The 26032-nt window shown below is 61.0% G+C and carries 26 protein-coding genes; 15 read left to right on the top strand and 11 right to left on the bottom strand.

Going from position 1 to position 26032, the window contains the following annotated elements; genetic code table 11:
* Nucleotides 1–29: 29 nt before the first annotated feature.
* Together EB235_RS30670 and EB235_RS30665 are read left to right on the top strand one after the other, a co-directional pair.
* A complete protein-coding gene (locus EB235_RS30670; protein WP_027033676.1) occupies nt 30–1433 on the top strand; it encodes an alpha/beta fold hydrolase in 1404 nt (467 codons plus the stop codon).
* A 211-nt stretch (nt 1434–1644) separates the two neighbouring features.
* Nucleotides 1645–2406 (top strand): IS5 family transposase, encoded by a 762-nt coding sequence (locus EB235_RS30665; protein WP_032925978.1) that lies wholly within the window; start codon nt 1645–1647, stop codon nt 2404–2406.
* 73 nt (nt 2407–2479) lie between these two features.
* Here the strand turns inward: EB235_RS30665 and EB235_RS30660 are convergent, their stop codons facing one another.
* From EB235_RS30660 to EB235_RS30640, 5 genes are all read right to left on the bottom strand, one after another.
* A complete protein-coding gene (locus EB235_RS30660; RefSeq protein WP_051429783.1) occupies nt 2480–3334 on the bottom strand; it encodes a response regulator in 855 nt (284 codons plus the stop codon).
* A 31-nt stretch (nt 3335–3365) separates the two neighbouring features.
* Entirely contained in the window at nt 3366–3770 is a 405-nt protein-coding gene (locus EB235_RS35310) for a response regulator transcription factor (RefSeq protein ID WP_027033678.1), read from the bottom strand.
* Nucleotides 3771–3877: 107 nt separating this feature from the next.
* Nucleotides 3878–4498, bottom strand: coding sequence for a response regulator transcription factor (locus EB235_RS30650; RefSeq protein ID WP_027033679.1), 621 nt, complete (start codon nt 4496–4498; stop codon nt 3878–3880).
* Entirely contained in the window at nt 4482–6908 is a 2427-nt protein-coding gene (locus EB235_RS30645; protein WP_245268899.1) for a PAS domain-containing sensor histidine kinase, read from the bottom strand. The genes EB235_RS30650 and EB235_RS30645 overlap by 17 nt, the downstream gene beginning before the upstream one ends.
* Before the next feature lie 240 nt (nt 6909–7148).
* On the bottom strand, nt 7149–8870 hold the full coding sequence (locus EB235_RS30640; protein ID WP_167334900.1) for a tannase/feruloyl esterase family alpha/beta hydrolase: 1722 nt from the start codon (nt 8868–8870) through the stop codon (nt 7149–7151).
* A gap of 781 nt (nt 8871–9651) precedes the next feature.
* Here EB235_RS30640 and EB235_RS30635 point away from each other — a divergent pair.
* Nucleotides 9652–10350: a winged helix-turn-helix transcriptional regulator gene (locus EB235_RS30635; protein WP_027033682.1), complete on the top strand. Its 699-nt coding sequence runs from the start codon at nt 9652–9654 to the stop codon at nt 10348–10350.
* A 72-nt stretch (nt 10351–10422) separates the two neighbouring features.
* Here EB235_RS30635 and EB235_RS30630 read toward each other — a convergent pair whose 3' ends face one another.
* The 3 genes from EB235_RS30630 to EB235_RS30620 are packed head-to-tail and all read right to left on the bottom strand — an operon-like array spanning nt 10423 to nt 12507.
* Nucleotides 10423–11199 carry an amino acid ABC transporter ATP-binding protein gene (locus EB235_RS30630; RefSeq protein ID WP_027033683.1) on the bottom strand — a complete coding sequence of 259 codons (777 nt, stop codon included), beginning with the start codon at nt 11197–11199 and terminating at the stop codon, nt 10423–10425.
* Nucleotides 11199–11858, bottom strand: coding sequence for an ectoine/hydroxyectoine ABC transporter permease subunit EhuD (gene ehuD, locus EB235_RS30625; protein ID WP_027033684.1), 660 nt, complete (start codon nt 11856–11858; stop codon nt 11199–11201). Before ehuD ends, EB235_RS30630 begins: the two co-directional genes overlap by 1 nt.
* Nucleotides 11848–12507, bottom strand: a complete 660-nt coding sequence (locus tag EB235_RS30620; protein WP_027033685.1) for an amino acid ABC transporter permease — start codon at nt 12505–12507, stop codon at nt 11848–11850. The genes ehuD and EB235_RS30620 overlap by 11 nt, the downstream gene beginning before the upstream one ends.
* Nucleotides 12508–12897: 390 nt before the next feature.
* On the opposite strand from EB235_RS30620, the gene trbB reads away from it, so the two are divergent.
* From trbB to EB235_RS34900, 12 genes are all read left to right on the top strand, one after another.
* Nucleotides 12898–13881, top strand: a complete 984-nt coding sequence (gene trbB, locus EB235_RS30615) for a P-type conjugative transfer ATPase TrbB (RefSeq protein WP_027033686.1) — start codon at nt 12898–12900, stop codon at nt 13879–13881.
* The gene (locus tag EB235_RS30610) at nt 13878–14210 is read left to right on the top strand and encodes a TrbC/VirB2 family protein (protein ID WP_027033687.1); all 333 of its coding nucleotides are present in this window, start codon (nt 13878–13880) and stop codon (nt 14208–14210) included. The genes trbB and EB235_RS30610 overlap by 4 nt, the downstream gene beginning before the upstream one ends.
* Complete coding sequence (locus tag EB235_RS30605; protein WP_027033688.1) at nt 14210–14491, top strand: VirB3 family type IV secretion system protein; 282 nt, start codon at nt 14210–14212, stop codon at nt 14489–14491. The genes EB235_RS30610 and EB235_RS30605 overlap by 1 nt, the downstream gene beginning before the upstream one ends.
* 10 nt (nt 14492–14501) lie before the next feature.
* Nucleotides 14502–16952 carry a conjugal transfer protein TrbE gene (gene trbE, locus EB235_RS30600; protein WP_027033689.1) on the top strand — a complete coding sequence of 817 codons (2451 nt, stop codon included), beginning with the start codon at nt 14502–14504 and terminating at the stop codon, nt 16950–16952.
* Nucleotides 16949–17707 (top strand): P-type conjugative transfer protein TrbJ, encoded by a 759-nt coding sequence (trbJ, locus tag EB235_RS30595; protein ID WP_027033690.1) that lies wholly within the window; start codon nt 16949–16951, stop codon nt 17705–17707. Before trbE ends, trbJ begins: the two co-directional genes overlap by 4 nt.
* Nucleotides 17708–17718: 11 nt before the next feature.
* Nucleotides 17719–18036: a putative entry exclusion protein TrbK-alt gene (gene trbK-alt / locus EB235_RS30590; protein WP_051429785.1), complete on the top strand. Its 318-nt coding sequence runs from the start codon at nt 17719–17721 to the stop codon at nt 18034–18036.
* Nucleotides 18037–18038: 2 nt separating this feature from the next.
* Nucleotides 18039–19412: a P-type conjugative transfer protein TrbL gene (gene trbL / locus EB235_RS30585; RefSeq protein WP_027033691.1), complete on the top strand. Its 1374-nt coding sequence runs from the start codon at nt 18039–18041 to the stop codon at nt 19410–19412.
* A 4-nt stretch (nt 19413–19416) separates the two neighbouring features.
* Entirely contained in the window at nt 19417–20106 is a 690-nt protein-coding gene (trbF, locus tag EB235_RS30580; RefSeq protein ID WP_027033692.1) for a conjugal transfer protein TrbF, read from the top strand.
* The gene (gene trbG / locus EB235_RS30575) at nt 20103–21158 is read left to right on the top strand and encodes a P-type conjugative transfer protein TrbG (RefSeq protein WP_027033693.1); all 1056 of its coding nucleotides are present in this window, start codon (nt 20103–20105) and stop codon (nt 21156–21158) included. The genes trbF and trbG overlap by 4 nt, the downstream gene beginning before the upstream one ends.
* A complete protein-coding gene (locus EB235_RS30570) occupies nt 21155–22312 on the top strand; it encodes a TrbI/VirB10 family protein (protein WP_027033694.1) in 1158 nt (385 codons plus the stop codon). The genes trbG and EB235_RS30570 overlap by 4 nt, the downstream gene beginning before the upstream one ends.
* 2 nt (nt 22313–22314) lie before the next feature.
* Nucleotides 22315–22539, top strand: coding sequence for a DUF2274 domain-containing protein (locus EB235_RS30565; RefSeq protein ID WP_032925983.1), 225 nt, complete (start codon nt 22315–22317; stop codon nt 22537–22539).
* A gap of 75 nt (nt 22540–22614) precedes the next feature.
* Nucleotides 22615–22776: an SDR family NAD(P)-dependent oxidoreductase gene (locus EB235_RS34900; protein WP_245268900.1), complete on the top strand. Its 162-nt coding sequence runs from the start codon at nt 22615–22617 to the stop codon at nt 22774–22776.
* 654 nt (nt 22777–23430) lie between these two features.
* On the opposite strand, the gene EB235_RS30555 is transcribed toward EB235_RS34900, so the two are convergent.
* Genes EB235_RS30555 through EB235_RS30545 form a run of 3 tightly spaced genes read right to left on the bottom strand, consistent with a single transcriptional unit; the run spans nt 23431 to nt 25816 of the window.
* A complete protein-coding gene (locus EB235_RS30555) occupies nt 23431–24240 on the bottom strand; it encodes a metallophosphoesterase family protein (RefSeq protein ID WP_027033696.1) in 810 nt (269 codons plus the stop codon).
* 17 nt (nt 24241–24257) lie between these two features.
* Nucleotides 24258–25175, bottom strand: coding sequence for a diacylglycerol/lipid kinase family protein (locus tag EB235_RS30550; protein ID WP_246741404.1), 918 nt, complete (start codon nt 25173–25175; stop codon nt 24258–24260).
* A gap of 5 nt (nt 25176–25180) precedes the next feature.
* Nucleotides 25181–25816, bottom strand: coding sequence for a phosphatase PAP2 family protein (locus EB235_RS30545; RefSeq protein ID WP_245268902.1), 636 nt, complete (start codon nt 25814–25816; stop codon nt 25181–25183).
* Nucleotides 25817–26032 lie beyond the last annotated feature (216 nt).

Raw genomic sequence — 26032 nt, 5'->3', positions numbered from 1 at the left:
CTGTTGACCGCTTATCGTGGAGGCGCTCCGTGTCTACCAAGCGCGTGGTAAGGCAGCTCATGGCGGTCGTCGCGGCCGATGTCGCCGGCTACAGTCGGCTGATGGCGGCCGACGAGGAAGGCACGCTCGCGGATATGAAATCGCATCGGCGCGCCCTTATCGATCCCAAGATTAGACAGCATCGCGGACGGATCGTGAAGACCACCGGCGACGGCATGCTCCTGGAGTTCGCGAGCGTTGTCGACGCGGTGCGCTGTGCCGTCGACGTCCAGCGCGGGATGATCGCGCGCAATGAGACCGTGGCACAAGAGAAGCGCATCGAGTTCCGCATCGGCATAAATGTCGGCGACATCATCATCGATGACGGCGATATTTATGGCGATGGCGTCAACGTGGCGGCCCGCCTGGAAGGAATCGCCGAGCCCGGCGGCATCTTCATTTCCCGTCAAGTGTTCGATCAGGTCGACGGAAAACTTGCGCTCAGAGTTCGGAAACTGGGTTCCCGGAATCTGAAAAACATCGCCAAGCCAGTCGAGGTATTTGCGATCGATCAAATGGGACGATCGGACGAGGCGCCTGAACGCGACCGCGCGGAGCAGGCTATCCAGAAGGTCAAATATTGCCGGGCACCTGACGGTGTGCGTCTCGCCTATGCGATCTCCGGCAGCGGGCCGATACTGGTGAAGTCGGCAAACTGGATGAATCACCTTGAATACGATTGGGAAAGCCCGATCTGGCGACATGTCTTTCGCGGGTTGTCGCGTGACCACACGCTGATCCGTTATGACGCAAGAGGCAACGGCATGTCCGACTGGGACGTCGATGAGCTCTCGCTTGACGCCTGGGTGAGCGACCTTGAAACGATTGTCGACGCGGCCGGCGTCCAGCGTTTCCCGCTTCTCGGAATGTCCCAGGGCTGCGCCATTTCGGTTGCGTATGCCGTCCGGTATCCGGAACGCGTGTCGCACCTTGTTCTCTATGGCGGGTTCGCGCTTGGCGGCAAGAAGCGCGCTCCGGCCGAAAAAGAACGGCGCAATGCGATGACGACTTTGATGCGCCTCGGATGGGGCGCGGACAATCCGAGCTTCCGGCAAATGTTTACCGGGCTATTCATCCCGGGGGGAACTCACGAGCAGGCGGATATTTTCAACGAGCTGCAACGTAGGACGACCTCTCCCGAGTGCGCTGCCAGATATTTCGATGTTGTGGGCGATTTCGATATCACCCATCGTCTCGCCGACGTGAAGGTGCCGACACTTGTCATGCATGCGCGGGGCGATCTCATGGTTCCAATCGAAGCCGGCCGCCAACTGGCCGCTGGGATTCCCGGCGCCCGCTTCATCGCCTTCGAGGGCCAGAACCATCTGTTTCTGGAGCATGAGCCGGCTTCCGACCGATTTTTCGAAGAGATCAGACTTTTCCTGAGCGGCTGAGAATCGGTAGCGGAGAGGATGTTACGCTCAAAGTGGATTGTCTGGGTTGGATCAATCGCGACTGGGGCGAGCCGGCTGCGGTCCGGTCACGTCCGCTGCGCCGCCGAAAGCGGAAGTCAATTCAGAGCATTAGCGACATGGTGACGGGAGCATTGCGGGTTGATGGCGCTGCCCAAGACGTGATTCAAGCTCCGAACCGGAGCCTCGAATCATGCGCTACGAACTCAGCGACTACGAATGGACCGCCATCAAACCTATGCTGCCGGACAAACCGCGTGGTGTTCGGCGTGTAAATGACCGTCGCGTGCTCAATGGCATCTTTTGGGTCCTGCGTTCAGGTGCGCCATGGCGCGACCTGCCGGAGAACTACGGTCCCCGCACCACCTGTTACAATCGCTTCGTTCGGTGGCGACGGGCTGGCGTCTGGGACCACATCATGGACGCACTGGCTGCCGGTCATGACGCGGCGGTGCAACTGATCGACACCTCCATAGTGCGCGTGCATCAGCACGGAGCCTGTATCGCGGACAACAATCAGGAAGATATGGGTCGCTCACGGGGTGGCCTGACCAGCAAGATTCACGCGGTGGTGGACACCAATGGCCTGCCGGTCCATCTCGCCCTTACGCCCGGTGAGGCGCATGACAACCGGCTGTGTTCGGTTCTGCTCAGCGCATTGCTTCCCAAGACGATACTGCTCGCGGATCGCGGCTACGACGCCGACTGGATAAGGGAGCTTGCCCGCCAGCAAGGAGCATGGGCGAACATTCCGCCGAAACGAAATCGCAAAGACCCGATCTGCTTCAGTGCGTATCTGTATCGCGCACGCAATTTGATCGAACGGTTCTTCAACAAGATCAAGCAATGTCGGCGTGTCGCGACCCGATACGACAAACTCGCAGCCAACTATCTTGCGTTCGTCAAACTCGCATCAATCCGAATTTGGCTACGTGCTAATGAGTCCACGCCCTAGCGGCTTCGCAAAGCGATTCCGAATGCCCACGGGTTGTACTGGACGCCTTCGCCCATTCGGTTTCAGAACGTACTCATAACGATTGATACTGCTCGATATATGGTGGCACGGAGGCCACTGCAGCCGTTGTAATCGCGTTGAGCAAGTCCTCGTGCCGGACCGGCTTGGTTAGGAATTCCGTCGCACCGTTCTTGATTGCACGCACCGACATTGCGATATCGGCGTGACCACTAATGAAGATGATGGGGACGTAGGCACCGGCACTGAGCAGCTTGTCCTGAAAATTCAGACCACCCTGGCCTGGCAGCCAGGCATCTAGAACGATACAAATCGGCGGATTTGCCTGCTCGCTATCCAGAAAGGCACGTGTCGACAGAAAAGTCTCGGCGCGAAAGCCCGCGCAGCGAATAAGGCCTGCCAAGGAATCCAATATGGTGGCGTCGTCATCTACAACGGCTACGTACGGCTCGTCCGCTGAGTTCGGCTCGTAGTGACCCTTAAGCCATGTTGGAAACTCTGAATGGCTCGTCGGCATCATCGGCAGTTGGGTCAGGGGTGGGTCAGGAACAAAATCCGGATCGGCCATCAGATAGCCACGCCCTGGAATGGTCTTGATCAAATCTCCTTCAGGTCCGAGAACTCTGCGAAGTGAGGCGATCTGAAATCTAATGTTCGATTCGTCTACGGCGATAGATGGCCATACGCTGTTTCTAATCTCATTCTTGTCGACCAGCCGACCGCGCATTCGCAACAGGGCGACCAGCAGATCAAATGCGCGGCCACCAATCGGAATTTCTTCGCCACAACAGAGCAGAAGGCGGGAGGCTGGCAGAACGCGGTACCGCCCAAATTCCATCATTTCCTTTTGGACGCTAAGGAGATCGGTCTGTGTAGACCCTTGCCCAATTTCAATCTGGTATGTTTGCATTTCAGCTCCGATACCGTTGCGTTTTCGTTGTTTATGCCGACTTGGGTCCATGACCTTTCAGGCAAGTCTCGACCGCTGTCAGGAGGCGTATCGATGAAATGGGTTTTAATAAGATGTCGACAGCGCCAGCCCTCATCGCCTGTGTTCTATAGCCATTCTCGCCGAAGGCGGAGATAATGATGGTGGGAATAGCGTGTCCCGTCTCGTTCAACTCTGTCAAAAGTTGCAGCCCGGATATTCCCCCTAACCTGATGTCGGCAATAAGACACGACACAGAGTCAAGAAGTTCGAACTCAAGGAAGGCTTCGGCAGAAGCGAAAGTTACAACCCTGTATCCGTATGCTCTAAGAAGCCCGTCAAGTGCCTCGCGTATAGATGCCTCGTCGTCTACGCATGCAATAGTAGGAGTTTGGGCCGGCACTCTTGTATCCTTCATCACGGGATACTGGACCCTTCTGGTTAGAGCCGCAATCTAACGAAAAGACGCGTAGCGCTAGACGTTAGTCGAGGTGTGTCTTTTCGGTTTGAATCTAGGCAACGAAGCTAAGTTCGGATGTCAGCCATCCTGACAAGCGCGGCAAGCGAATGGGCCTCCATTTTGCGCATCACATTCCCGCGATGGAGTTTGACGGTAGCCTCAGTGATACATAGCTCTGCAGCAATTTGCTTATTCTGCATTCCCGTTACGACCAGACCCATGATCTGTCGCTCGCGATCGGTGAGGGCAGCGTATCTCGCCTCAACGCCGGCTCTCGAACTTGCTTCAATTCGGCGGGCACCATCTTCCGCGATCCCCCGATAGACCGCTTCGAGCAGATCCTGTTCGCGAACCGGCTTAGTCAAGACGTCAATGGCGCCGGCCCGCATAGCTCGTACGGACATCGGCACGTCGGCATGCGCGCTGATAAGGACAACCGATCTGGGTGAGCCGTTTCGAGCGAGTGACTCTTGAAACTCCAGACCGCTCTCTCCGGGAAGTCGTATGTCGACTACCAAACAGCCGGCTTGTTCAGGATGGTCACTAGCCCTGAAATCCTGCACAGAACCATAAGTCTCGGTCGCCAACCCAACAGACTCGAACAGACCTCGAAGTGCCTCGCGTACACTTTTGTCATCGTCGATTACGACGACGGATGGCCTTTTCACATTATGGTCTCTGTTCAATGGGAACCGCCTCCGGCGCCAAAGGAACGGTGAAACTGAGCACACTGCCTACAGGACGGTTCTGCGTTACGCTGATTTGGCCCGCGTGGGCCTCTACGATTGATCGGCAAATTGAAAGGCCCATCCCGAGCCCGTTTGGTTTTGTTGTGAAAAAAGCGTCAAATAGTCGGTCGGCAGTATTGGCGTCAAAGCCAATACCTGTGTCAGCTACGCTGACCTTTGCGAACCCGTCGACAACGGTCGTTTTTATAACCAACTCACGCGGTTGGGACCTCCCTGCCATTGCCTCTGCACCGTTCATGATCAGGTTGAGCACGACCTGTTGAAGTTGGATTCTGTCGCCAAGCACCTCAGCAACATTTCCTGAAAATTCAACCGACGATTCTATGCCATGGCGGCTGAGTTCACCATGCAACAATTCCAGGACTTCGCGGATTGCCTGCTCAAGATCCATTGCTTCGATATTTAGCGGAGATTTGCGCGCCAATGCTCGAATGCCGCTAATAATCTCGCCTGCGCGATGTCCGTCTCTGATAATCCGATCGGCAGCTTGCCTCGCTTGGCCGACATCGAGTTGGGAATCCTCAAGCCATCTTAGACATGTCGCTGCGTTGGTGACGATAGCCATTAAAGGTTGGTTCACCTCGTGAGCGATCGACACCGCCAGTTCGCCCATCGTTATCATGCGGGTGACGTGCGCCAGTTCCGACTGTGCGTTGCGCAAGTTTTGTTCGGCGCGCTTTCGGTCATCGATATCCGTGTTGATGCCGAACCACTGGATAAGGTTTCCGTTGTCGTCGTAAAGCGGGTTCGTCCGAAACAAGAACCAACGATACTGGCCATCCGCGCGGCGTATCCGGGCCTCGACATCTCCACCTCTGCCCGAACTCAGCATGGATTTCCACGTAGCGGCGACGCTCTCCAAATCCTCCGGATGAACTGCGGTGGCCCAGCCATGCCCAAGAGCTTCCTCTGCCGAGAAGCCTACATAGTCGAGATAATGCTGATTTGCGAACGTGCCGGCCCCCTCGCTGGTGGCAGACCAAACCAATCCTGGAATCGCGGCGATGATTTGCTGCAGTCTGCGTTCACTCATTTCAAGGGCAGCTTCGCTGGCCTTCAAAGCATCTTCGGCCCGCTTCAAATCCTCAATGTCCAAATTGACCCCGAGCCATCTGTCCGCGCCGGTTGGGTCAGTGAATTTCCGGCCGGCGAAATAGAACCTGTGGTACTCGCCGTCGTGGCGACGGATACGGGCCTGGCTCACAGCCAAGTCCAGCCCCAGTTGAGCTTTCCAGCTGGCGAGCAGCCCCTCCACATCATCGGGATGGATCAAAGCTAAGTATCCCCAGCCGATGATGTCGCTCTCAGGAAGGCCCGCATAGTCAAGGTAGTGCTTGTTTACATAGTCAGCACTTCCGTCTGCGCTGCTCGCCCAGACAAGAACGGGGAGAGAATCAATCATCGAGCGCAAGTTCCGCTCACTCTCCGCGAGCGCCTCTGCCGCCAAAAGAGCATTTTGCGCGCGCTTGCGGTCCTCGATGTCGGTGTTGACGCCGTACCACATGAGTACATCGCCACTCTCATCAAGTAAGGGTTTGGTGCGCATGAGCGTCCAGCGATATTCGCCATCTGCGCGGCGCACTCGCCCTTCCAAATCACCTCCCCGTTTGGAGGCCATCATTCCCTGCCAGATGGAGAGAAGACCTGGCAAATCGTCGGGATGGAATTGTGCCAGAAAGCCTAGGCCCCGCATCTCTGCATATGTGCGTCCCACATAGTCCAAATGATATTGATTGAAAATTTCGGCCATACCGTCAGCAGTGGTGCACCACGCGGCCACAGGTATGGTGTCGATGAAAAGCCTTAGGTCGCTCTCACGTTCTGCGAGCGCCCCGTCGGAAAGTTGGTCACGCGCGGCGCGCGGCAGTGCACGATCACTTAGTTGCAACACTTCTCGAAAGGCGATTGTTGCCTGGCTAGCGGCCACGTTGAGGCGCAAATGATCATTTTGGCTTGGGAACGCAGGGCGACGAGAGCCTGCCACCAACCAGCCGATCCCTAGGCTGACACCCAATGGAACGGCAACGACCGAGATCGACATGTCGCCCGCCGAAAGAAAATGAGATCGCAGGGGCGGGTCCGTGTCGAGCCATCGCCCAACCCGGTCCGACATTTCCTCTGCTTCAGGCGGAGTGGTGAACGACTGGCCAAATCGGATAAACGCGTGTACCGCCGTATCTAAGCGGAGATAGACAAAATCCATATCGAGCATTGGGCAGAGTGCGGCAATCAAGCTCTCAGCGATAAAGCTTGTATCGCGCCCGATCCACTTTTTACTCAGATTGAGAATATGAGTGAGATCGTCAGTGAATTTTTCAAGCTCTTGGACTCCGTCCTGTGAACGCATATGTCGCCTCAACGCCCCTACATTTTGGAGCTTCTCCACCGTTGTGAGGACACGGTGCCATTAACGCACCTTGACGACAAGTTGTTCTCTATGCGGCTTGGCGGTCACCTACTTTTCGCTGAAGCCGCCCCAGCCGGATCTGCGCAATTTTAGAATCAACCGGGGGTAGCCACAGGGCAAGCGACCCGGCCGCTACACGTGCTCAATCAGTGATGGTTTAGCGACCCCAGTGCCACCTGATCATTTTATTGGCGCCTCACAGGCGAAGCTCGCGGCATCGTCGGTCGGGCCCTTGCCGTCCCATTTCGCGACCTTCGGGAACGCGCAGAGCGGCCGCGTCCGCCCAGCTTTCGCGGGCAGGCCGACAAATGCGAACAGATCATTGTCATATTTGGTCGCAATGATCCGCTCGGGCGCGGCCCCGCCTTGACGCCAGCTGTCGAGGGGCGTCAGCGGATCGAAAATGTCGGGACCGGGTCCCGCAATACAATGTGACATACCCGGCACCATGAACAGGCGGACCGAGGTCGCGGCGGCGCGCGGATTGGCCGCGACGACGCGCTCATAATAGTCGACCGTGTTCTGCGCCGGGATCCCAGGGTCGTTCCAGCCGTGATAGAGGATCAGCTTGCCGCCGCGATTGAAGAACGCCCCAAGGTCGGGCTGGTCGGCGTCGAGGTCGTCGCCCACACGCGCCTTGGCTAACGTATAATCACGCTCAAGGTTGAAGTCGGAGAGCTGCCAGTCGGGATTGGAGTGCACGAAATACCGGAAGAATGCGGTGCCGAACTTCGCGTGCTGTGAATTACTTCCGGTCAGCCACATCGCCCAGGTTCCCTCTTCGGCCTCCGCACCCGGCGCAAAGCCGGGGTAAAAGGATTTGCCGTCCGGCGTCTTGGGACCGTCGTATAACAGCTTCGCGGTCGCAACCTCGTCTGAGGTCAGGCACTCGGCGCTGTCGCCGCCCTTACAGACTAACTTGGCGGGATTAACGTGGCAGTTCCGCGGATCTTCGATCACCCCGTCCTTGACCCCGTCGAGGCCGTCGCACTGCCCGAGCGAGGCCGTCTGCAACAGCTTCAGCTTGGAGAGCGACAGGTCGGCGCCCGGCTTTTCCGCCGCGACCGCATTGCCAGCAAAGGCGCTCGCCAGGCGCGTCCACGGCATAGCTGGCGCACCCGCGATGATCGCGTCATAATCGACAGGATAGCGCTGCGCAAGGGTCAGCGCCTCGCGCCCCCCGTCCGAACAGCCGTAAAAATAGCTCGAGGCGAGTGGGCCTTCGTAAAAGGCCGCGATTACCTGTCTCGCTGTCTCGGCACCGAGATGGTTCGCGCGCCAGCCATAGTCGCGAATCTTTTCGGGTGCGTTAAGCGCCCAACTCCCATCGACGTCGCTTTCGCCGAAGTGCCCCATGTCGGTGCCAACGGCGGCATAGCCCTTCTGGACCGCCCCGCGCATCAGCAGTGAAGGCAGCAACAAGTTTGTACCGAAACCCCCGTTGCCGGCGCCGAGCAGCTTGCCGTTCCAGTTCGCGCGCTCTGGCAACCACACCTCGACCTTGATTGTCGAGCCCGCCACAGGCGACAGTGTCGCCTTGACACGGCAGAAGGCAGCGGGTGCAGGCAGGCCAGGCTTGCCAGCCTCCACATTGACCATGGCTCCGCCCGCCAACGAGATTGCGGCATCGACCCTGCCGTGCTTGAGCGCCATGCCGGTCAAGGCTTCGCAGCTTGCAACCTTTTGCGCGGAGGGCGGGGCTGTCGGCGCGGATTCAGCGACGGTGCACGCGGCGAGCAGCGATCCGCCCGCGAGCGCGATAAGAGATGCGATCCTCCATTGCCGACAAATCCCTGCGCGCACATCCAGTTCGCCATGGCGTCGGTCGATGTGTCGCTCGCTTTGCCGCTTTTCTTCATACCAAAACCATGCACTCCGTTTCGTTGCCCGATGATCCAGCATTGCGCACTCCATGGATTGAGACGCGTCCTAATAGGGGAACGGCCTCACTGAGCGTCGCCTTTGCCGAGCGAAAATTCGAGTTGGATGTTGTGGTATTTCGTGAGATCCGGTGAGTGCTCGGGCTTCTCCCGCAACCGGATCTTCGAGCGAACCTACCAAGATCGCAGCTTCCCTCCACCCAGTCTTGATCGCCCGGACCGCGGCAGCTCGGCTATGCGTGCGAACGGCCGCGAGAAGCTCGCCCAGAGAAAAATAGCGTCGATCGTCGGGGCGTGAGCACCATTCCGATGAAACGCTGCCGATGCGCTGACCGCGCGAAATATCGAGCTTATATCCCGGCAGATGGCTGTAGGTGGGCGCTTGGGTAGCTAAGGCTGACACCTTCGCTATCGCCTTACCAATCGCCACTATCTGTACGGCCACACTGAGGCGCACCGATGCCCGGGTAGGGAACGGAGAACTGCAATAGAACGCGTCTTCTTGCTGCAACTTGGGGCGCTCAGTGCCTTCGACAGGCTGACGATCGTCAGCGTCAACCGAATCCAACTAGAATAAACGGCAGGTTCCGGGAAGACTGCAGCAGCATCCAAACGTCTGAAATGAGGCGCAAAGCTGCCGTCCACACTCGATGCATTCCCGCTTTATCCATAAGCACCCGAAACTTGGGCTGAGGCACGACCCAGAAAGGTTGAAAGGATTCAAAGAAACCCAGGGATATTGTCATCGCGCCCATTTGCGCGGTAGTCAGCCTTATGATGTGTCGAACCCGGTCGATGGACTCATGAAGCCGCTGGTCCTGATTTCCTCGAAGGACCCGGATTTTTTCCTGGTTTTCGGGCACATACTTTCGGTGGCTGGCTTCGAGATTCGACTGATTACGGGAGACCGGGAAATCGCACGCGTCATCGAGGCGGCAGCCCCGCTTGCCGTGATCATGGACTGCCATCCAGGCGACCGTGCAGTGGTCAAACAATGCACCTGGTTGAAGTCTAGCGCCGCAACCAAAGGAACTCCGGTCGTGAGCCTGGTTGCCCCGCGTTCGGGCAAGCTACATCTGGATTTGATCAAGGCAGGCGTCGACGAGATATTTTCCCGGCCGTTCGCCCCCGAACAGCTTCTGGCCTGGCTGCATGGCAAAGCGGGCCTTGCGAAGCTATCGCGCGAAACGGACTCGGGTGAGCTGGTTCAGGGCGATTTCCGGCTGGAGCGGCAGACCCACCGGACATTCTTCAGGCAAAAAGAGATCGTGATGCCACCGATCGAGTTCAAGCTTTTACGCAGCCTTTTGGCGCAGCCTGGCAAGGTCTTCAGCCGCGAGGAACTGGTCGCGACCGCGTGGCCTGAACATGCCACCGCAACCGACGTGCGGGGCGTTGACGTTCATATAGCCAGGCTGCGCAAAAGGCTTCGGGCGTCCGTGGGAAGCGATGTGATCCGGACGGTCCGCTCGGCGGGCTACGCGTTCGCGCCGGAGTGGTGACCTGCTCGGCGATTCCGGCATGTGGCGCGCTTGCGCGCCGCATGCCGCACGCCGGTCCACACGCGTCGGCTCTCAATGCCTCAGGATGGTATCCAGGAACAGCCGGGCGCGTGGGTGAGCGGCCGCTGAGAAAAAGTCTTTGGACGAGGCATGCTCGACAATGCGGCCTTCGTCCATGAAAACGATCTCATCCGCGACTTCGCGTGCGAAACCCATTTCATGGGTCACGCAGACCATGGTCACGCCCGTTCCCGCGAGCGCGATCATGACGTCCAGGACTTCCTTGATCATTTCCGGGTCGAGCGCCGAGGTGGGTTCGTCGAACAGCATGATGCGGGGATTGAGGCAAAGCGCGCGCGCGATCGCCACCCTTTGTTGTTGACCGCCCGAGAGCTGGGCCGGGTAGGCCTGCGCCTTTTCGGGGATGTGCACCGCTGTCAGATGCTGCATGGCGATCTCTTCGGCCTCCCGTGCCGGTTTCAGGAGAACCCGGCGTAGCGCCAGCGTGCAGTTGGCGAGCACGGTGAGGTGCGGAAACAGGTTGAAGCTCTGAAACACCATGCCTGTCTGCCGGCGCGCCTTCGTGGCATCGCGGCCATCCTTGTCCAGAGTTGCCGCTTCGAACTGAATCGTTCCCTTTTGGAAAGGCTCGAGACCGTTGATGCAGCGGATCAAGGTCGACTTGCCGGAGCCGGACGGTCCGCAAACGACGATGCGTGCGCCCGCTCGTACGGAAAGATCGATGTTTTTCAAAACGTGCAGGGCGCCGAACCATTTGTTGAGGCCGTCGATCCGGACATGAGGGATGGATTGAACGGCCGGGACTGGAGGTGGGGCCTGAGCGAGCATCAGCGGCGTCCAACTGCAAGCAGGCGCTGCTCGACGCGCCTCACGCCATAAGCAAGTAGCAGCGCTAGGGCGAGAAACAGAATGCCGGCGACGGTCAGCGGCTCTGCGTATCGGTAGGTCTCGGAAGCGATATCGAAGGCGCGTCCGAGCATTTCGGGCACGGCCAGGATTGCCAGATAGGGCGTCGCCTTGAGGATCGACACAAGATAGTTGCCCAACGGAGCGGCGACGTTGCGCAACATCTGCGGCGCGATGACGAAAACGACTGTGTCGCGGCGGTTGAGCGACAACGCTCTGGCTGCTTCCTGCTGGCCCTTCGGGATCGCGTCGATGCCCGCTTTGAACACCTCCGCCAGATAGCCGCTGTAGTACAGGCTGAGCCCCAGTATGCCGACCGTCATGGCGCCAAGCCGGATCCCGTAGAAGGGCAGGACGAAATACAGGAAATAGAGCCAGGCCAGAACCGGCGTCGAGCGGATGAAGTCGATCAGGAAGCGGACGGCGAGGCCAGCCGCACCGCCTCCGCGGCGGATCATTTCGAAAGTGAAGCCAAGCACTGAGGCGCCGAGGCAACTCAAGACCGTTGCGAGCAGGGTCGTTCCGATCGCCCCGATGATCGTCGGGACGGTCGTTAGTGCGAAATCGAAGTTAAATCCCACGCCGCGTTCCTCTTTCAGGATTGACCCGCGCCTCGAGCCAGCGGCCGGCAAGTGCGATCGGATAACACACGACGAAGAAGGCCAGCAGCAGCGCCGAATAGATCGCGACGGGATCGTAGTCGGTCTGTGCGATTTCCTTGGCGCGGAAGGTCATGTCCGTCAGCGTGACCAACGAGACGAGGGAAGTCGCCTTGACGAGCTGGATAAGGTTGTTGACGAAGGTCGGGCTCATCGCGACCAGCGCCTGCGGCAGCTCGATCAGGAGCAGGATCGCCGGGCGCGAGAGGCCGAGCGCCATGCCCGCCTCGCGTTGGCCGGCGGGCAGGGACTGCAGCCCGGCGCGAACCGCCTGGCTGGCATAGCCGCCGGCGTTCAGACCGAGCACCAATGCGCTGACGGTCAGCGCCGACAGAGTGACCCCCATCACCGGCAGCACGTAGTAAAAGAAGAAGAGCAGGACGACGACCGCTGAGCTGCGCCAGAACTCGATCACGGCGGTAACCAGAAAGCGCGTCAAGCCGGTGGTCAGAAACTGCGCTATGCCGAAGACGAGCGCGAAGGGGACCGCAAAGACCAGGCCATAGGCGGTGACCTCTGCGGTGATACCCAGCCCTTGCAGAATGCCCAGCCAGATCTCGAGCATGCTCACGGGGTGCCACCACTCTTCGTCGAGGCGGGCGGCGACGATGTCAGTATCGTCTCGGCTTGCCTGAGAAAGGCGGTTTTGCGCCGAGAAATCGTGCCCTCGGGACCGGACCTCATGACACCCTCCGCGCCGTGGAAAAAACGATCGCCTGTAGGGGCAGGCCATCGGTGGTTCTCTCATAAACCCGGCGGGAGTCGAGTGTCAATAAACATAGACAAATTATTGCGAAAGTCTACATTATAGCGCGGCTGCCGTCGGCACCGCCGTTGGCCGGTAATTGCACGCTACGCTACGATGACGGGTGAAACCCGTTGAATCGGACCGCTTCAGGGCTCCTTTGATCGTCCCCGACCGGGCGTTGTTTGACGCGTTCCCGGCTCAGACGGGGACAGGATGGCTATATCGCACAACGATACCGAGGGACGCGCGCGCAGCTCGCGCATGCTGCGCACCGCGCTCGGACCCGCCATCGCCAGGTTTCTCGACGATCCCGCAATCGTTGAAATAATGCTGAACCCGGATGGCCGTATCTGGGTGGATCGGCTTTCGGAAGGTTTGGCCGATACAGGGGAAATGCTGGCGCCTGCCGCTGGCGAGCGGATTGTGCGCCTGGTCGCCCATCATGTCGGCGCCGAGGTCCATTCCCGTTCCCCGCGCGTCTCGGCCGAGTTGCCGCAAACCGGCGAGCGTTTCGAGGGCTTGTTGCCGCCCGTCGTCGCAGCACCCGCCTTCGCGATCCGCAAGCCCGCCGTCGCCGTGTTCACGCTCGATGACTACGTCGCGGCAGGCATCTTGTCCGCCGGCCAGGCCGCGATATTGCGCGCCGCGGTTGCCGGTCGCGCGAACATCCTTGTCGCCGGCGGCACATCGACTGGCAAGACGACGCTGACCAACGCGCTGCTCGCCGAAGTGGCGAAAGGGATGGATCGGGTCGTCATCATCGAGGACACACGCGAACTGCAGTGCGCCGCGCCCAATCTTGTCGCAATGCGCACCAAGGATGGCGTCGCCACGCTCGCCGACCTGGTTCGCTCTTCGCTGCGCCTTCGGCCCGATCGCATTCCCATAGGCGAGGTGCGTGGCTCCGAGGCCCTCGACCTCTTGAAGGCATGGGGAACCGGGCACCCCGGCGGCATTGGCACCCTTCATGCGGGCTCCGGCATCGGCGCCCTGCGCCGCCTGGAGCAGCTTATCCAGGAAGCCGTCGTCACTGTCCCGCGTGCGTTGATCGCCGACACGATCGGCCTCGTCGCCGTCCTGTCGGGACGTGGCACCGCGCGACGGCTTAGCGAACTCGTCCGGGTCGAGGGCCTCGGCCCTGACGGCGATTATCGCATTGCTGAAGCCACACCGATCAACCCAGGAGAAACCTCATGATCCGCCTCCTTGTACGCTGCCACCGCCACTTGGCCGCAGGCGCCACCGCCCTTGCCGTCAATCTCCTGGTCGCGGCGAGCGCCCATGCGTCGGGCTCCTCGATGCCGTGGGAACAGCCACTCGAAAAGATCCTGCAATCGGTCGAGGGACCGGTTTCCAAGATCATGGCCGTCATCATCATCATCGTCACCGGCCTGACGCTTGCCTTCGGTGACAGTTCGGGCGGCTTCAGGCGGCTCATCCAGATCGTTTTTGGCCTTTCGATCGCCTTTGCGGCGTCGAGTTTCTTCCTGTCGTTCTTCTCGTTCGGCGGCGGAGCGTTGATCTGATGACAACCGCTCTTGAGCAACTCGACGCGGTGCCGGGGTGGACGGTGCCCGTCCACCGGGCGCTGACGGAACAGATCCTGCTCGGTGGCGCGCCGCGCGCAATCGCGATCCTGAATGGCACGCTGGCGGGCGCTGTCGGTCTTGGGCTGCGGCTGTGGCTGGTCGGTCTCCTCATCTGGGCAATCGGACATCTCACGGCGGTATGGGCCGCCAGGCGCGATCCGCTGTTTTTCGAGGTTGGGCGCCGACACCTGCGGCTCCCCGGACATTTTTCGGTTTGAGGGCGCCGCCATGATGAGCCTTGCCGAATACCGCCAAACCGCTGCTCGCCTTGCCGACTATCTGCCTTGGGCAGCTCTTATCGCGCCGGGCGTCGTGCTCAACAAGGATGGAAGCTTTCAGCGCACCGCGAGGTTTCGCGGCCCCGATCTCGACTCCGCCGTCGCGGCAGAGCTGGTTGCGGTGGCGTCCCGCATCAACAACGCCTTTCGTCGCCTCGGCTCGGGCTGGAGCGTCTTTGTCGAAGCGCAGCGGCACGAAGCCGCCTCCTATCCCGAGAGCCAGTTTCCCAATGCGGCCTCCAGCCTGCTCGATGCCGAGCGCAAAGCCGATTTCGACGAGGAGGGGGTTCATTTCGTGTCGAGCTACTTTCTCACATTCCTGTTCCTGCCACCGCCAGAAGACGCCACGCGCGCCGAAGGATGGCTTTATGAGGGTCGCGACCAGTCGGACGCGGATCCGGGCGAGATCGTGCGCGCCTTTGTCGACCGGACGGAGCGCGTGCTGTCCCTGCTCGACGGGTTCATGCCGGAATGCCACTGGCTCGATGACGGCGAAACGCTCACCTACCTGCATTCGACGATCTCGACCAAACGCCATAAGGTGCGCGTCCCCGAGACGCCGATCTATCTCGATGCGCTGCTGGCCGATGAACCGCTCGCGGGCGGGCTCGAGCCGCGGCTTGGCGACAAGCATCTTCGCGTGCTCTCGATTGTCGGCTTCCCGACTGCCACGACACCCGGCCTGCTTGATGACCTCAATCGGCTGGCCTTCCCCTATCGCTGGTCGACCCGCGCGATCCTGCTCGACAAGGTCGACGCTGTCCGCCTGTTGACCAGGATAAGGCGGCAATGGTTTGCGAAGCGCAAGAGCATCGCCTCGATCCTCAAAGAGGTGATGACCAACGAAGCGTCACCCCTCCTCGACACCGACGCCGCCAACAAGGCGGCCGACGCCGATACGGCGTTGCAGGAGCTCGGCGCCGACATGGCGGGCATGGCCTATGTCACCGCGACCGTCGCTATCTGGGATTGCGACCCGCGCGTGGCCGAAGAGAAATTACGGCTTGTCGAGAAGGTCATCCAGGGCCGCGACTTCACGGCGATTGCCGAGACCGTCAACGCCGTCGACGCCTGGCTCGGTTCCTTGCCCGGGCACGCCTACGCCAATGTCCGTCAGCCTCCCATCTCAACGCTCAATCTCGCCCACATGATGCCGCTGTCCGCCGTGTGGGCGGGGCCGGAACGGGACGAGCATCTGGTCAGTCCGCCCTTGCTTTACGGCAAGACCGAAGGCTCGACCCCGTTCCGGTTGGTCCTTCATGTCGGCGATGTCGGTCATACGCTGGTCGTCGGCCCCACTGGCGCCGGCAAGTCGGTGCTGCTCGCGCTGATGGCGCTGCAGTTCTGCCGCTACCGCAACGCTCAGATATTTGCCTTCGATTTCGGCGGCTCTATCCGCGCCGCGGCACTCGCCATGGGTGGCGACTGGCACGATCTGGGCGGGCGCCTCACCGAAGGCGTGGACGCCTCCGTTTCGCTGCAGCCGCTAGCCCGGGTTGATTACACATACGAGCGCGCCTGGGCGGCTGACTGGATCGTTGCGATCCTGATGCGCGAGGGCATCCAGATCACCCCGGACGCAAAGGAGCATATCTGGGCGGCGCTGACGTCGCTTGGCTCGGCTCCCGTCGAGGAGCGCACCATCACCGGGCTCAGTGTGCTGTTGCAAGCCAATGACTTGAAGCAGGCATTGCGCCCTTACTGTGTCGGAGGCGCTCACGGCCGATTGCTCGACGCCGAGGCCGAACACCTCGGCCAGGCATCCGTGCAGGCCTTCGAGATAGAAGGACTGGTGGGCACGCAAGCCGCACCGGCTGTCCTGTCCTATCTGTTTCATCGCATCGGCGATCGGCTCGACGGGCGTCCGACGCTCCTCATCATCGACGAAGGCTGGCTTGCCCTCGATGACGAGGGGTTTGCCGGGCAGTTGCGCGAGTGGCTGAAGACGCTGCGCAAGAAGAACGCCAGCGTCGTCTTCGCCACCCAGTCACTTGCCGATATCGACAATTCGACCATCGCGCCGGCGATCATCGAAAGCTGTCCAACCCGGCTGCTGTTGCCCAATGAGCGCGCGGCTGAGCCGCAGATTACCGCCATCTATCGGCGCTTCGGCCTGAACGACCGCCAGATCGAAATCCTGGCGAGAGCGACACCCAAGCGCGATTACTACTGCCAGTCCCGTCGCGGCAACCGTCTCTTCGAGCTCGGCCTGTCCGAGGTCGGGCTGGCACTTTGCGCCGCGTCCTCGAAGAGCGATCAGGCCTTGATCAGCAGCATCATCGCCGAGCATGGCCGCCACGGCTTCCTGGCGGCCTGGCTGCGTGCCCGTGACGTCGGCTGGGCCGTCGACCTCATTCCCAACCTCACCCTTCCCGAACCTGAAAAGGATCCGCAACCATGACTGTTCATCAAAGCCGTCCGCGCGCCATCTTTCTGGTCGCGGCGATGCTCGCCGCGCCGTCCGCCATCTCGCCGATGATGACTGCCCCAGCGTATGCCTTCATCGTGTTTGATCCATCGAACTATTCCCAGAATGTTCTGACGGCCGCGCGTTCCCTGCAGCAGATCACAAACCAGATCACCTCGCTTCAGAACCAGGCCCAGATGCTGATCAACCAGGCGCGCAACCTGGCGAGCCTGCCTTTGTCCTCGCTGCAGCAACTGCAACAGTCGGTGCAACGCACGCAACAGCTTCTCGGGCAAGCACAAAACATCGCCTTCGACGTCCAGCAGGTCGACAAGGCCTTTCAGCAGCAATACGGCAGCGTCTCGCTCTCTGCATCCGACCAGGAGCTCGTCACGGACGCGCGCTCGCGCTGGCAAAACACGGTGGGCGGCCTTCAGGACGCCATGCGCGTCCAGGCGGGCGTCGTTGGAAACATCGAGACCGGCCGCGCGCAGATGTCGGCGCTGGTCGGCGCCAGCCAATCGGCGACCGGAGCGCTGCAGGCGACGCAAGCTGGCAATCAGCTTCTTGCGCTCCAGGGCCAGCAGCTCGCGGACCTGACCGCTGTGGTCGCCGCCAACGGCCGCGCCCAGGCTCTGAGTGAGGCCGAGCGTGCCGCCGCGGTCGATCAGGGCCGCGAGCAACGCCGCCGCTTCCTGGCGCCGGACTCCGGCTACGAGGCCGGCTCGGTCCAGATGTTCAACCGCTGAGGTCGAAGGCCATGGACGGCAAAACCCTCGCTCGCATGGTGGCTGTCATCTTTGTCGCGGGCGCCGTCACGGCAGCCGCGCTCGGTAAGAGCCGGAACTACAACAAGCCGGCGGGCGAAAGCGCGCACACAACCGCAGGCTTGATACCGAACCCGCTTCACGATGGTCTGCGCCGCTGCCAAATCCTCGGCGAGGCTGCGCTGCGTGACGATGGATGCGCGCGGCTGTGGGCTGAACAGCGCGATCGCTTCCTTGGTCTGAAAGAGCCATCGGGGCGTTCGATAGGCGAGCCGGACGCGCCAGATGCTGCCCTGCACGAGGCCCGATAGATATGGGCAATACCGGTGTCATCGACCAATTCCTGGCCACTTTCAGCCGCTACATCGACAGCGGTTTCGGCCTGCTCGGCGGCGAGGTCGCCTTCGTCGCCACCACGCTGATCGTCATCGACGTTACGCTCGCCGCGCTCTTCTGGAGCTGGGGCGCTGATGACGACATTCTCGCGCGGCTCGTCAAGAAGACGCTCTTCGTCGGTGTCTTCGCCTATCTGATATCCAACTGGAACGGTCTCGCCCAAATCGTGTTCGAAAGTTTCTCCGGTCTTGGTCTGAAGGCGAGCGGAACCGGCTTCTCGGCACAGGACCTGCTGCACCCCGGCAAGGTGGCGCAAACCGGTCTCGATGCGGGACGACCATTGCTTGAGGCGATCTCCGGTTTGATGGGCTACGTCTCCTTTTTTGAAAACTTCATCCAGATCGCTTGCCTGCTCTTTGCCTGGGCGCTCGTCCTGCTCGCCTTCTTCATTTTGGCGGTACAGCTCTTTGTGACGCTGATCGAGTTCAAGCTGGCGACGCTGGCCGGCTTCGTGCTGATTCCCTTCGGCCTCTTCGGCAAAACTGCCTTCATGGCCGAGCGCGTGCTCGGCAACGTCATCTCGTCCGGCATCAAGGTTCTGGTGCTTGCCGTCGTCATCGGCATCGGATCGACGCTCTTCGGCGAATTCACCCAGGGTTTCGGCGGTGAGAGCCCGACCATCGACCAGGCCATGGCGATCGTATTGGCGGCGCTGTCGCTGCTTGGCCTCGGCATCTTCGGTCCTGGCATCGCCAACGGCCTCGTCGCGGGTGGACCGCAGCTTGGGGCCGGTGCGGCCGTCGGCACTGGCCTTGCCGCTGGCGGCATGGCGGTTGTGGGCCATGGCGCAGCCGGCCTGGCGGCGCGAGGCGGGACAGCCGTATTCTCGGGCGCGATGTCAGCCGCGCGTAGCGGCACGTCACTCGCTGGCGGCGCCTCGGCCGCTTACACGCTTGGCGCCGCCGGCCAAGCTGGCGCGGCAGGCATCGCCTCCGGTTTGGGCGGCATTGCGCGTGCTGGCGCTGCGGCAGCCTCCTCTCCTCTCAAGCGCGCTGCCGCAAACACCGGTCAGTCGCTTAAGTCCAGCTTCGCCTCCGGCGCCAGTTCGGCGGCTGAAATCACCGGCGGTTCGTCGACCACCATGGGAACGATCGGCGGCGCCGCGTTGTCAGACGCGGCTCCTGCGTCCGGCGCTGGCAAGCCATCTGGCACGCACGGACAGCCGGAATGGGCCAGACGCTTGCAGCGCTCTCAACGCCTCTCTCATGGCGCACAGACCGCCGCCCACGCGATACGCGCCGGCGACAGCCATGGCGGCGGAGCTTCGATTTCTCTTTCTGAAGGCAAATGACAAGATGAATATCTTCAGGCGACCCGACGTCCACTACGGCAAGACCCCTGGGCCGGAAACCCCCTATCAAAAGGCGCAGCAGATCTGGGATGAACGCATCGGCTCTGCGCGCGTGCAGGCACGCAACTGGCGCGCCATGGCGTTCGGGTCGCTCATCTTGTCGGCAGGCCTTTCCACGTCACTGGTCTGGCAATTGGGCCGCGGTACCGTCGTGCCCTGGGTCGTGCAGGTCGACAAAATGGGCCAGGTTCAAGCGACCGCGCCCGCGATTGCAGATTATAAGCCGACTGATCCTCAGATAGCGTGGCATCTCGCCCGCTTTGTCGAACAGGTGCGCTCCATCCCCGCCGATCCAATCGTCCTGCGCCAGGACTGGCTGCGCGCCTATGATTGGACCACCGACCAGGGCGCCGCAGCGCTCAACGACTACGCCCGCGCGAACGACCCTTTCTCCAGGGTCGGCAAGCAGCAGGTCGCGGTGGATATTTCGTCGGTCATCAGGGCTTCACCGGGCTCCTTTCGTGTCGCCTGGATCGAGCACCACTACGAAAACGGCCAGCTTTCCGGCACCGAGCGCTGGACCGCGATCCTGACGATCGTGACACAGATGCCAAACGACGCCGAACGTCTTCGCGCCAATCCGCTCGGCATCTACGTCAACGCCATCGACTGGTCCCGGGAGATGAGCCAATGAACCTGCCATTGTGTGTCATCGCCACTCCGGCTTCGGCAAGGTCGGCGTTTGCCGTGGTGTTGCTATCGGGCTCCATACTTGCCGGTTGCGCCACACCGCACAAACCACCGCAGATCTCCTATGATGCTTACGTGCCGCCTTTGCCCGCCGCTCCGGCAGCCGCGCTCGATGAAAGGCCAAAGTCGCTGCACGTTCCACCAGGGTGGGTCCCGGCCCGCGGCGGTGTCGCCGGCAGCACGCCGGTGACGCGCGTCGAGAACGCCAACGCGGCGGCGCGAGTCCAGCCGCGTCGTGAGGGCTATTACAACGCCATTCAGATCTATCCCTGGAGTGAAGGAGCCCTTTATCAGGTCTATGCCGCTCCAGGACGGATAACGGACATCGCGCTCGAGCCTGGCGAAAGCCTGACCGGCGAAGGTCCGATAGCGGCGGGCGATACCGCGCGCTGGATCATCGGTGATACCGAAAGCGGAGCGGGCGTCACCAGGCGCGTCCATGTGCTGGTCAAGCCTTCGCGCTCGGACATCAACACCAATCTCGTCATCACCACTGACCGGCGCAGCTACATGATCGAGTTGCAATCGGGCGAGAAGCCGTACATGCCCGCCGTGTCATGGGTCTATCCCGCGCCGCCGGCCGGACAAGCGCGTGCGATCCCCGCGACGCCGGTGATGCCCGCCATCACCGCACGCAACTACCGCTATGGTCTCACCGGCGACGCGCCCCCCTGGAGGCCCGTCAGCGTCTACGACGACGGCAGGCGGGTCTATGTCGAGTTTCCAGGCGGGATCGTGCAAGGCGAGATGCCGCCCATCTTCGTCATCGGCCCGGATGGCGAGGCTGAAATCGCCAACAGCCGCGTCTACCAGAACACCCTGATCGTCGACCGTCTCTTTGGCGCGGCGGAATTGCGACTTGGCAGTGGCAAGCGGCAACAGACCGTCAGGATCGTCCGCACCGATGCCACGCGGAGAGGTCTGTCGATGTCAGGCACCAATGCGGCGCCGAATGCAAAGGACGCATTTCGTCAAAGGGGAGGGGAGCACTCGTGAACGAGAACGAGATCCCGGCTGCCCCCATGCAGCTTCGCGCCGATCCGCCGCGCGTCACGCGCCTGTCGCGCAAGGTGCTCGCCGGCATCGGCTTATGTGCATCGCTTGGCGTCGGCGGCGCGCTGATCTACGCGCTTCAGACGAGTGAAACCGGCAGGCATGGCGACGAGCTGTACTCGACGTCCAACAGGCAGCCCGCCGATGGACTGGCCAGCCTGCCGCGCGACTATACCGGTCCCGTTCTTGGGCCGCCGCTGCCTGGCGATCTTGGCCGGCCGCTGCTTGATGCCCAGAACAAGGGACAGCCCGTCGTGCCGCCAACGATCGCGGCACCCATGGTCGATGAGGCGCAACAGCGCCGGCGGGCCGAAGAGGAGGCGGCCCGAACCTCGCGTGTCTTCTTCCAGACGGGGCAGTCAACCGCGGCGATGGCCGAAACCCCGCCCGCAGGAACTTCCCCGCCGAACCTTGGCGGCCCCGACCTTGCCGGTCAGATCGGCCAGTCGACCACGCAAGACCGTCAACTTGGCTTTCTGAATGCGGCCGCTGATCGGCGCACCGTGGCGCCGGATCGCGTCACGCCGCCGGCATCGCCCTATGTGCTCCAGGCAGGGGCCGTCATCCCGGCCGCCCTCATCACCGGTATCCGTTCCGATCTGCCTGGTCAGATCACCGCCCAGGTGACCGAAAATGTCTATGACAGTCCCACGGGTCGCTCGCTGCTGATCCCGCAAGGGACGCGTGTCATTGGCCAATACGACAACGACGTCGGCTTCGGCCAGCGGCGCGTGCTGCTTGTCTGGAGCAGGCTGGTCTTTCCCAACGGACGCTCCATTGTTCTTGAGCGCCAGCCTGGCACTGACGCCCAAGGCTATGCCGGCCTTGAGGACGGCGTGGACTACCATTGGGCCGAACTGTTCAAGGCTGCCGCACTCACCACCATCCTCAGCGTTGGTGCTGAGGCCGGCTCGTCCGGCCAGGAAAGTGACATCGTGCGCGCCTTGCGCGGCGGCGCCTCCGACAGCCTCAGCCAGGTGGGCCAGCAGATCGTCCAGCGCCAACTCAACATCGCACCGACGCTGACGATACGGCCGGGCGTCAATGTGCGTGTCGTCGTTACGCGCGATCTCGTGCTCGAACCCTACGGAGGCTGAAAATGGCCAAGCTGAAACTCGGTCCGATTGCAGACGACAAGCCGGTTAAGGTCACAGTGGAACTGCCGGCGCCGCTGCACCGCGATCTGTCGAGATATGCTGAGATCCTTGGCCGCGACGCGGGTCAGCCTTCCCCTGATCCTCTTCGCCTGATTGTGCCCATGCTTGAGCGATTTATCGCGACGGATCGGGGCTTTGCCAGAGCCAAGCAGGAGCGGAAAGGTTGAGAGGTCATCTCGCCTCAAGGCAAAACGAGCAATGCTAAAGGGCAGCACGGTTCGCTGCTCTGACCGGTTCTTTCCGTGGCGGCCATCCGCCTTATCAATGCGTTGATCGAGCTCCTGGGTCGGCAACCCAATGCTGTAATCATCAACGTCAGCTCAGGTTTGGCGTTCGTGCCGCTGGTAATCGCCCCGACCTACTCAGCGATCAAGGCTGCGATTCACGGCTATACGGTTTCATAGCGTGCCGTCCTAGGAGGCAGGATCGAGCTCACAGTGTTGGCTTCGCCCGCCGTGCAGACTGAACTGACCCCGGTCAGGAAACCAACGAGCGCTTTATGCCACTCGCTACGTTCGCTGATCAGGTCATGGCGCTCTTCCAACAGACGCCCGCGCCCCAGGAAATTCTGGTGGAAGGCGTCGACTATCCTTGGGGCTCGAGGAAGCTGAAGCTTATTTCAGGCGGCAACGAAGGTGCAGGTGACGAGGCCCCAGAATTGAGCGCCGCTATGTAGGTCTTGTTGGTAAATTGACGATAGCGGCCGGAAAGAGCGATGCGCTCGGCAAGGCAGGCAAATGGCTGAGGTGTGCAAAGCAGGCGAGTTCGTCAGTGTTTGCACCCGATATACATGGTTCCTCTATTCGAGATGACTGAACTTCTGCCCCCGCACCGATCAACTCCGATCGGCTCTTAATCCAGCAAAAGGAGGGCCACCTTGTTGGACAGGTTGTTGTTCCAGCATAAATGATGAAGCTGACGGTCCCACTGCCTTCGACAGCGGCGACGCGGGATCTTGAGTCAACTCGCCTGGATCGCCTTCGCGGTTTTGCCCGGCGCCGGCGCAGCTGCTAAAAGCGTGCCTCTCCGGGTGGGTGGACGCTTTCCGCAACTGCCGCTCAAGCTGGTTCCCACCCGCTGGGACCGTGCCGAAAGGAATAGCTGGCCGAGGTTTCGAATCCAAATTGCGCAGCCTGCCAGGCGCGACATTCAACGGTGATCGTTGGATGACTGATGCGAATGATATTAAACGAGTTTGCAGCGTGGCGAAGCCGCGATGAAACTGCCGTTCCTGCTTGAATAAGCAGTGCCGCATAGCCGTCGATAATGTAACGCCTAGCGCTCGAACCGGCACGGTGAAGATGCTGGTGGCCAGACAATATGATGTCGACACCGCTGCGCGAGAATGCATCCATGGCCAGACCCGCGCGGCCAACGATGCCTTCGTCGCTTTCCAGACCCAGCCCTTCAAAAGGATGATGAGTCACCACTACTCGGGTAATGTCATCGGACATATGTGCGAATTTTTCCGTCGCCGCCTCGAGCTGGCGAAGATTGATCCTGCCATCCTTGATTGTCAGGGACCGTGCCGTGTTGATCCCGACGACCGCGACTTCGCTATCGGCGTAGAACGGGTCCGTGTCCGCCGCGATGTAACGCTTGTATCGTGAAAGAGGCGTCACGGCACGCGCGAAGACATTCCAGAGCGGCACGTCATGATTGCCGGGTACCACGATGCGGGGACCGGGAAGGGAATCAAGAAAGGCCCGCGCGTGCAGGAATTCGACTTTCCGGGCGCGTTGCGTCAGATCCCCCGAGACGACGAGCAAATCAGCGTCGACGGCACGAACCTCTGCCGCGATCGCTTCCACAAGTTGGCTCTCTGTTTTTCCAAAGTGCAGATCCGAAAGGTGGACGAGGGTTTTCACTGAAAGGTTCTCCGCTTTCAGCTACGGCCAGCGGCTCTGGTCATTTTGACAGGGGCAAGGACCTGCAAGGCCGCCGGTCGAATCTGAAAGTTCAGGGGCATGTCCATGCTGACGGCTTCGCCGTCCAGAGAAACCAGCATGGCGTGGCGATGCGATGTGATCTGGAGCGAACCAGCCCGATAGATTTCAATATCTCGGGTGGAGTCGATCATGCCAAACGCGATCTTGAACGGAAGCAATGCCAGTCCAAACCAGGACTGCCGCTTGACGACATAAACGCACAACTCTTTTGACGAGAGGCTGCGGCGGTGGCCAAGCTCGGCGATGTCGTAGAAATTGTTGCCAACAAACACGCAGGGCGTCAGCAATCTTTCGCGGGTGCCCTGGGCAGCGACGTGGACAGCCTGCCAGGACGCGAATCTCAACGTTCTCATGATAGCGGGTCCGATGGCGGCGAGCTTACTGAACCCGCGGCGCCGCTGCTCGGCTGAACGCTTTGCAACAAAAAAGGGATAGATCCCAATCGATGAGTTGTTGAGAAAAACGCGGCCGTTGACCTCGGCGACATCGACCGCCACAGGCTTGCCGGTCGCGATTGTATCGATCGCCGCCTTGAGGTCGAGCGGCACGCCCAAATCCTTGGCAAAGTGGTTTAATGTGCCGAGCGGAAGGACACCGAGCACCACATCCGTCCCCGCCAGCGCCGAGGCCGCGCTGCCGAGAGTGCCGTCGCCACCGCCCACCACCAATGTTAGTCCATGGCCGGACCTCGACCTATTTTCGGCAACGAAGCGCCGAGCGAGCTCTTCAACCTCTCGTCCGTCCACCAATCGCACATCCGTCTCGACGCCACGTTCGGCGAACCCGTCCCGAACGGCTTTCGCGATGTCGCCCTTGCGCGCCGCAGCGCCGGCACTTTTGTTGATGAGCGCCATAACCTTCAAGTCTTCAGCTCCCGCTTTGGCCTTTCCTGAAACCATAACGCGACTGTCCAACACAGGATCGCCCAGCCAGATCCGATGCACCATCCGGCCAGGACATCGGTCGGATAATGGACCGCGAGATAGACCCGGCTTATCCCAACGGCCACTGTTAGAAACACGGCGAGCGACATGAAATAGGCTTTGAGACGCAAATCCTGATTTGCGTGTGAAAGGAGGGCACCCACGGTCAGGAACGTGATCGCCGAAAGCATTGCATGCCCACTCGGGAAGCTTGCCGTGAATACTCGCGTGACATGAGGGATCTCCGGCCTGGGCCGGTCGAAGCTCAACTTGAGGATCGTGCCAAGCAGTTCGCCGCCGACCACCGCCACCGCCATCCAAATGGCCAGAGCCCGCTTGTGGACCAGAAGCAGATAGACAACCCCTGCCAGCAACACGAAGCCGAGAAACACCACGCTGCCGATTGAGGTCACATCCCTGGCCGCTTCCTGAAGCCATGGCGGACCGATCGGGTAGGCCGGATCGGCCGCGCGAAGGGCCGACATAATGGCCAGATCAAATTTGGTTGTGTCGCCTTCCAGGACTTCTTCGGCGAGCACTCCGAAGCCGAGAACGAGGCAGGCTACAAGCATCCCCGCAATAAGCCTGTGCTTGCCTTGTCCGGAAGCACCGCTGATCCGAGACGGCGGGGGAGGGCGGGGACTTCCGAGAGGCCTGCGCTCGATATCTGGGACTGGTTCGCTCAAGCGCAGGACCTCTATTGATAGTCCACAACGGCTTCGCAAGAACCAGGTTCCCCATCATCAGTGCGGTCCACGCCCCGCTCCGCGCAGTCCGGTAGGCACTAT

The organism is Mesorhizobium loti R88b (genome assembly GCF_013170845.1).
In the GTDB taxonomy this organism is placed as follows: Bacteria; Pseudomonadota; Alphaproteobacteria; order Rhizobiales; family Rhizobiaceae; genus Mesorhizobium; species Mesorhizobium loti_B.
This window is presented reverse-complemented; position numbering and strand designations above follow the sequence as displayed.